Raw genomic sequence first — 7,425 nt, forward strand, 5'->3', positions numbered from 1 at the left:
GCACTCTCGATAATTGCTTATCAATAAAACCTATTTAACTTAAATCTGTTTCTATCGAATGTTTTTGCACTCTCGATAATTGCTTATCAATAAAACAGGACCACGAGACCTTGACACAAAAAAACAGTTTTTGCACTCTCGATAATTGCTTATCAATAAAACGAAACGTTATTTATCAATGATGGTGGAGAAGTTTTTGCACTCTCGATAATTGCTTATCAATAAAACCGTTTTCAAATGGCATATATATCCATGTCGGTTTTTGCACTCTCGATAATTGCTTATCAATAAAACACGTACTTCATTTTGTGTTTCTAAAACTAAGTTTTTGCACTCTCGATAATTGCTTATCAATAAAACGGTGATGTAAACGACACGATTATCGAAGGGGTTTTTGCACTCTCGATAATTGCTTATCAATAAAACCCACAGCTTTCCCAATTTTTTCATTTTAGTGTTTTTGCACTCTCGATAATTGCTTATCAATAAAACTTGCAAATGGAATTTCATTACAACAAACATGTTTTTGCACTCTCGATAATTGCTTATCAATAAAACTAAATGTTTCTGCTTCATACACACCATCGGGTTTTTGCACTCTCGATAATTGCTTATCAATAAAACTCTACCCGTATCTTTTAGTTACAAATAGCTGTTTTTGCACTCTCGATAATTGCTTATCAATAAAACTTCTTCACTTAATTTAGATAAAAAATAGTGGTTTTTGCACTCTCGATAATTGCTTATCAGGTAAACAACTATCAACTTGATAATTTGCGATCGTAATCCTGATGTCGCAAGTTATTGAAGAAAGGGAAAGATATTATGTTAATTAATGCAACTATTATTTTATGTCTAATCGGTAAATTTCTAAAAGATGAACCTATTAAAAAAGCAAATAACTTTGCAGGTTATAGAACTAAGAAGGCTTTGGCTGATGATCATAATTGGGTTCTCGCACAAAAGACAGCTTTTGAATTGATGTATAAAATATTCTTTATAGTTTCAACTATATTTGTACCTTTTATCATAATCGATATTCTATCGTTAATAGGTCTATTAAGTGACTCCATATTTACATGGTCTATAATTTTCCAAAGTGCAAATATTGTTGTTGGATTTATACTGATAATTGTACTGACAGAGAAAAAATTAAGTGCTTACGGGGTTAATTAATGAAGATAATGTACCAAATTACATCAAGCATATGAATTAAAACAGTATTACTATAATACTTATAATATAAAACTCCGTTAAATGGAATTTAAATCCAATTTTAACGGAGTTTTTTAATGTTATTTACTTCCAAAATTCTTCTTTCACCTTATCAAACGCTTGATCTAAATCGTTGATAATGTCTTCAGCCGCTTCAAGCCCAACGGACAAACGTATGAGGCTTTCTGTTAGGTTGAATTTATGTAATTCGTCCACTGGTATTGCTGAGTGTGTCATGGATGCTGGGTGTTGGATGAGTGTTTCTGGGTCACCTAGGCTGAATGATATGATGATGAGTTTTAAATGGTTTAACAGTGCTTCTGCCATCTTTGAATCGCCATCGATTTCAAAGGATACGACTGCGCCACTGTCTGCCATTTGTTTCTCTATAATTTCTTTTTGTGGATGGTTTTCATCACCCGGGAAATAGACGTTTTTTACGAGTGGATGTTTATTTAGGTATTGGAATACCGCTTTTGCATTTTCACAGTGTCTATCCATTCGGACGGATAATGTTTTAATCCCACGGAGGATTAAGAACGCATCCCACGCGTTTAAGTTTTGCCCGAGCTCTCCCATGATGTTTTGACGCATAAATGCGATGTCTTCGTTTGATCCACAAATGAGACCTGCAACGACGTCGCCGTGACCGTTTAAGTATTTTGTTGCGCTATGTACAACGATATCTGCGCCGAGTGTGAGTGGGTGCTGTAAGTATGGTGACATAAACGTGTTATCGATAATGACTTTTAAGTGATATTTCTTTGCAACGTGTGATATTGCTTCTATGTCTAATATTGTTAACGTCGGGTTGGATGGTGTTTCTATAAAAATCACTTTTGTATTGTCTTTAATATGTTGTTCTATTGTATTTGTATCAGTGCAGTCGATATAGTCGTATTCGATGTTATATCGGCTTGCGATTTTTGTTAAGAAACTGTACGTACCGCCGTATAAGTCTTTTGTAACGAGTACGTGATCACCGGATTTTAGTTGTGAGAGTAGTGCGATACTAATTGCTGCCATGCCGCTACTTACTGCAAGTGCATCGTCTGCTTCTTCTAGACTCGCAATTTTTTGTTCTAATTGCTTAGTCGTCTCATTACCGTATCGACCGTAATGAATTTCAGATGCACATTTTGTCGCATGCTGAGCATCAGTTGTACAGTCAAATGAGTATGCAACAGCAGGAACAATCGATTGAACGATTGCGCCCGCTTCTTTTTCTGTCTGACAGTTATGAATAATCTTCGTGTTAAAGTTAACGTTTGAACGCATGATTGAAACTCCTTCAGTTAGAATGTAGTAATTTTAAAATGTATTTTTTATTCTCCATACATAGAATCTATTTTTTCGTAATACGCTTCCATATTTTCGTAGCTGTTCATTCGTTCCATGAGGTTTAATATGTTTTCGTTGTTTTTATGTTTTTCGTATAATTCTTTAATGTTATATTTGTGGCCATAGTTTAATGCTTCTTGGTACGTAAGTTCTCCGAGTGATGAGTAGAGTAACGTGTATGTTTCTCCTACTGCAAATACGGACATTCCACCCATGCTTGGTGGGTTGACGACGTAGAATGTGAGTGGATCTTCTGGTGTATCTACGAGTACGTCAGTGACGTCTACACTTATTATACTGACTTCTGGTATTTTATTTGTTACGTCAGCGCTTTCACCTCCAGGGTAAAGAGGTCGCGAATATTCTCCAGCGAATATCTCGTCTACTGTTGGTAATACGTATTCGTTAAATTCGTCGATCACTTGTTGATCGTAAATCGTCATTGCTAATAGATGTTCTGTCGTTAAGTCTTCAAATGCGATTAGGGGTGTGTCTTCTTTTGTTTCAGTTTCTTCTTTGTCTTTTTCTGTATCAGATTTCGCTTCTTGATGCGAACGTTCGACTTCGTTTTCAGGCTTCTCAGTGTCTACCACGTCTTTTTTACTACACGCAGCGAGTATGAGTGAAAGTGAAGCGAATGCGTATAATACTTTTTTCAAAAATTACCACCTCACATTATACGTTGTGTTTTTTCTTCTTAAATTATAATATAGCAGATATTACATGCAACTATACTGTTATTTCCATTATAATAGATGTTTGTAAACTGGAGGTTACTATGGTAGAAAAAATAAAAGCCGAGTGGCTAAATCAGCCGCTTCAAAATATATTGGCAGGGATTGTCGTCTCACTTGCGTTAATTCCAGAAGTGATTGCTTTTTCTTTTATTGCAGGTGTCGAACCGATGGTTGGGCTATATGCGTCGGTTGTTATGGCGATTTCTATTTCGTTTTTAGGTGGTCGACCAGCGATGATTTCTGCAGCTGCCGGTGCGATTGCGCTTTTAGTGAGCCCACTTGTTAAGGAGTATGGTGTTGATTATTTAATCTTCGCAACGATTGTGATGGGGATTATCCAAGTCATTTTTGGGTTGCTAAAAGTCGGTTCTTTACTGAAGTTTATACCGAATTCCGTCATGATTGGTTTTGTGAATGCTTTAGGGATTTTAATCTTTATGGCGCAACTCGAGCATATTTTTAACATATCGTTTGCGACATACATATATGTCACTGTCACGTTACTGATCGTTTATATTACACCGCGTTTTGTTAAGACGATTCCAGCACCGCTGTTTGCGATTGTCATTTTAACGAGTGTATATATTATCTTTGGTGCAGATATTAAAACAGTCGGTGACCTAGGGGAAATTAAACGTACATTACCAGAATTAATTATTCCGAATGTACCATATACGTTAGAAACGCTACTCATCGTCTTACCGTATTCGATTTCTATGGCGATTGTCGGACTCGTTGAGAGTTTATTGACTGCTAAAATCGTCGATGATGCGACAGGTACGATGAGTAACAAAAATAAGGAATCTCGCGGACAAGGGGTTTCAAATATTATTACAGGATTCTTTGGTGGAATGGGTGGTTGTGCGATGATCGGTCAATCAGTCGTAAGTGTTGAGTACGGTGGTACAACACGTCTTTCGACGTTTACTGCAGGTGCCTTTTTAATGTTTATGATACTCGTTTTAGGCGATATTATGGTTCAGATTCCGATGTCTGTACTCGCAGCGATTATGGTAATGGTCGCGTTAAAGACATTTGACTGGGGCACGTTTAAATACGTGAAGTACGCTGAAAAGAGCGATATTTTCGTCATGCTCATTACAGTTGTAGCAGTCGTTTTAACGAACAACTTAGCGGTCGGGGTGATTCTCGGAGTGCTTTTAAGTGCGTTATTTTTCTTAAGAAAAATATCGAACGTATCAGTGACAAAAGAAGTAAGTGACGTCGTTACGTATAAAGTGGCGGGTAATATTTTTTACGCGTCAATTGAATCGATGATGGACCACATCGACTTAAATGATAAAGACCGTACGATTTACTTAAATTTCGACGACTCAAGAATATACGATGACGCTGGATTAGAGGCGATTGAACAGATTGTTCATCAACTAAAAACACACAATCAAGTGTACGTGACACATTTATCTAAAAACAGTTATGATAAGTTTATAACACGAACTACGATAGAAGAGTCTCATCTCATACAAAAAGGAGTGCACGATGATGTATAAATCAATACTACTCGCTTCAGACGGCTCGGATTATAGTTTCCGCGCTGCAAAAGAAGCGTTAAAATTCGCTGGTGAAAAGAGTGTCATTACAGTGTTAAGCGTATTAGAAACTGAAGCGGTGAAATACGACTTTTTACAAGACGAACCTGGCGAGAAAGATATAAAAGAGAAACATATTAAAGTGCTTCAGCCAATTACTGAATTATATGATTCAAACAATGTAAATTATCAACTCCGTTTAGAATCGGGGAATCCGATCCGAAAAGTAGTAGCAATCGCAAACGAAGGTACTTATGACGTTGTCGTTATCGGTTCAAGAGGGTTAAACGCATTCCAAGAGATGATGCTCGGAAGCGTAAGCCATCAAGTCACGAAGAAATCAAAAATACCAGTTGTGATCGTGAAGTAGTTGGGACCCTCTAGACGTCTAAGCGAATGAAGCGTAAAATTAGTATGTTAGTTTAATCATTAGGGAGAATATAATTATGAATGAATTCTTTAAGTTACATGAACGTGGGACAGACGTCCGTACGGAGTTAATTGCGGGTCTGACTACGTTTCTTACGATGGCGTATATCGTAATCGTAAACCCGGCGATTTTATCAGCAGCTGGGGTACCGTTTAACCAAGTGTTTATTGCGACGGTAATTTCTGCGGTTGTCGGTACGCTCATTATGGCGTTATGGGCGAATTATCCGATCGCAATCGCGCCAGGTATGGGTATGAACGCATATTTTGTGTCGGTCGTATTTACTGAAGGCGTTACATATCAAGCGGTATTCGGAACAGTGTTTTTTGCAGGGGTGCTATTTTTACTTCTGACATTTACGTCACTTCGTGAAACACTCATTCGCTCGATTCCAACTCCGTTAAAAGTCGGGGTCGCGAGTGGTATTGGATTATTTATTGCTTCACTTGGTTTAAAAATGTCAGGGATTATCGTGCCAGATGAAGGCACGCTCGTTGCGTTTGGTGATATTACGTCACCTGTCACGTTACTGACAGTTGTTGGTTTATTACTGACGCTAATTCTTGTCGCGCGTAACGTTAAAGGGGCGCTATTTATCGGGATGCTCGTAACGGCAATTATCGGTTACGTGACTGGACTTCTTCACATCGATAATGGTGTTGTATCTACGCCTCCGTCACCAGTATTTTTTGATATCGACTTAGGCGGAGTATTTAGTCAATCGTTATACTCAGTCGTATTCGCATTTTTACTCGTGACACTATTCGACACGACAGGTACGATGATCGGTGTTGCCGAACAAGCAGGGCTGATGAAAAACGGTGAACTACCAGGCGCTAAAAAGGCGTTAATGGCAGATGCGGTCGCAACGACAGTTGGTGCAACGTTTGGTTCGACACCGTCAAGTGCGTATATCGAATCATCATCAGGTGTTCAAGTCGGTGGACGTACAGGACTGACGACGTTAGTCGTAGCGGTACTATTTATGCTGACGTTATTCTTTTCACCGATTATTGAATCTATTTCTGCGTTATCTGCAATTACAGCACCAGCACTTATAATCGTTGGTAGCTTTATGATGACGGGATTAGCGAAAGTCAATTGGTCGCGTTTTGATGACGCATTCCCAACATTTATTATCGTTTTAACGATGCCATTTACGGCAAGTATCGCAACGGGAATCGCGCTCGGATTTATCACATATCCGTTACTCAAACTCGTTGCAGGTAGAGGTAAAGAAGTTCATCCTTTAATATATGTGTTTGCGGTATTATTCATTATCCAAATCGGATTCTTATAAGGAGAGATATTATGGAAGAACTACAAGGTAAAGTCGCATTAATTACAGGTGGTGGCCGCGGGATTGGTCGCGCAGTCGCGTTAGAACTTGCGAAAAACGGTGTAAATGTTGGACTTGTCGCACGTTCAGTTGAAAATTTAGAAAAAGTACAAGATGAGTTAAAAGAATATGATATAGATGTAGCGATTGCGACTGGTGATGTCTCAGATTTAGATAGTATCACAAAAGCAGTGAATGAGATTCAAGAAAAACTTGGCAACATCGATATTTTAATTAATAACGCTGGAATTTCTAAGTTCGGTAACTTCTTAGAATTAGATCCAGAAGAGTGGACGAACATTGTCGACGTGAATTTAAAAGGTGTGTACTACACGACGCGCGCTGTACTCGGTCAAATGATCGAAAGGCAAACGGGAGATATCATCAACATTTCTTCAACAGCAGGTCAAAGAGGTGGCGCTGTAACGAGTGCTTATTCTGCAAGTAAGTTTGGAGTGATCGGTTTAAGTGAATCTCTGATGATGGAAGTTAGAAAGCATAACATCCGTGTGATGACGTTTACGCCGAGCACAGTCGCGACAGACATGTCGATTAATGACTTAAAAATTACAGATGGCGATAAGGACTCTGTACTTCAACCAGAAGACTTCGCAGAACTTATGGTTGACGCATTAAAATTAAATCGAAGAGTAGTATTAAAAGAAGCGGGTATTTGGTCAAACAACCCGTCATAATTTGAAACTCCTGTCTATTCTTGAGCTGCACCCCTAAAGTTGGACATGAAAATCCAACTTTAGGGGTGTTTTTGTATGAAGTATAAAAAGCATAGCTTTGAATTTAAGGTAAAAGTAG

General features: G+C 38.3%; 7 protein-coding genes and 1 CRISPR repeat array (1 of these 8 cut by a window edge). Of the genes, 5 read left to right on the forward strand and 2 right to left on the reverse strand.

Annotated features, from left to right (window positions below):
• Positions 1-756: direct repeats of the CRISPR family, unit length 36 nt; unit sequence GTTTTTGCACTCTCGATAATTGCTTATCAATAAAAC (it extends 600 nt beyond the left edge of the window).
• 69 nt (positions 757-825) lie between these two features.
• On the forward strand, positions 826-1,176 hold the full coding sequence (locus BBS29_RS06290) for an SdpI family protein (RefSeq protein ID WP_068130289.1): 351 nt from the start codon (positions 826-828) through the stop codon (positions 1,174-1,176).
• 123 nt (positions 1,177-1,299) lie between these two features.
• On the opposite strand, the gene BBS29_RS06295 is transcribed toward BBS29_RS06290, so the two are convergent.
• Both BBS29_RS06295 and BBS29_RS06300 read right to left on the reverse strand, forming a co-directional pair.
• On the reverse strand, positions 1,300-2,493 hold the full coding sequence (locus tag BBS29_RS06295; protein WP_068130292.1) for a trans-sulfuration enzyme family protein: 1,194 nt from the start codon (positions 2,491-2,493) through the stop codon (positions 1,300-1,302).
• Positions 2,494-2,540: 47 nt separating this feature from the next.
• Positions 2,541-3,215, reverse strand: coding sequence for a hypothetical protein (locus tag BBS29_RS06300; protein WP_068130295.1), 675 nt, complete (start codon positions 3,213-3,215; stop codon positions 2,541-2,543).
• Between the two features lie 119 nt (positions 3,216-3,334).
• Here BBS29_RS06300 and BBS29_RS06305 point away from each other — a divergent pair, with 119 nt between their 5' ends.
• The 4 genes from BBS29_RS06305 (at position 3,335) to BBS29_RS06320 (ending at position 7,307) form a co-directional block, all read left to right on the forward strand.
• Positions 3,335-4,804, forward strand: a complete 1,470-nt coding sequence (locus BBS29_RS06305) for a SulP family inorganic anion transporter (protein WP_068130298.1) — start codon at positions 3,335-3,337, stop codon at positions 4,802-4,804.
• Positions 4,797-5,213, forward strand: coding sequence for a universal stress protein (locus tag BBS29_RS06310; protein WP_068130313.1), 417 nt, complete (start codon positions 4,797-4,799; stop codon positions 5,211-5,213). The genes BBS29_RS06305 and BBS29_RS06310 overlap by 8 nt, the downstream gene beginning before the upstream one ends.
• 76 nt (positions 5,214-5,289) lie before the next feature.
• Entirely contained in the window at positions 5,290-6,573 is a 1,284-nt protein-coding gene (locus BBS29_RS06315; protein ID WP_179853839.1) for an NCS2 family permease, read from the forward strand.
• A gap of 11 nt (positions 6,574-6,584) precedes the next feature.
• Positions 6,585-7,307: a 3-ketoacyl-ACP reductase gene (locus BBS29_RS06320; RefSeq protein ID WP_068130305.1), complete on the forward strand. Its 723-nt coding sequence runs from the start codon at positions 6,585-6,587 to the stop codon at positions 7,305-7,307.
• The last annotated feature ends 118 nt before the right edge of the window (positions 7,308-7,425 follow it).

This window comes from Nosocomiicoccus ampullae (assembly GCF_001696685.1).
Lineage (GTDB): Bacteria > Bacillota > Bacilli > Staphylococcales > Salinicoccaceae > Nosocomiicoccus > Nosocomiicoccus ampullae_A.

Excerpts from the sequence above, each read along its gene's own strand:
- BBS29_RS06310 (WP_068130313.1), top strand. The coding sequence starts at position 4,797 with ATGTATAAATCAATACTACTCGCTTCAGACGGCTCGGATTATAGTTTC.
- BBS29_RS06320 (WP_068130305.1), top strand. The coding sequence starts at position 6,585 with ATGGAAGAACTACAAGGTAAAGTCGCATTAATTACAGGTGGTGGCCGC.
- BBS29_RS06295 (WP_068130292.1), bottom strand. The coding sequence starts at position 2,493 with ATGCGTTCAAACGTTAACTTTAACACGAAGATTATTCATAACTGTCAG.
- BBS29_RS06305 (WP_068130298.1), top strand. The coding sequence starts at position 3,335 with ATGGTAGAAAAAATAAAAGCCGAGTGGCTAAATCAGCCGCTTCAAAAT.
- BBS29_RS06315 (WP_179853839.1), top strand. The coding sequence starts at position 5,290 with ATGAATGAATTCTTTAAGTTACATGAACGTGGGACAGACGTCCGTACG.
- BBS29_RS06290 (WP_068130289.1), top strand. The coding sequence starts at position 826 with ATGTTAATTAATGCAACTATTATTTTATGTCTAATCGGTAAATTTCTA.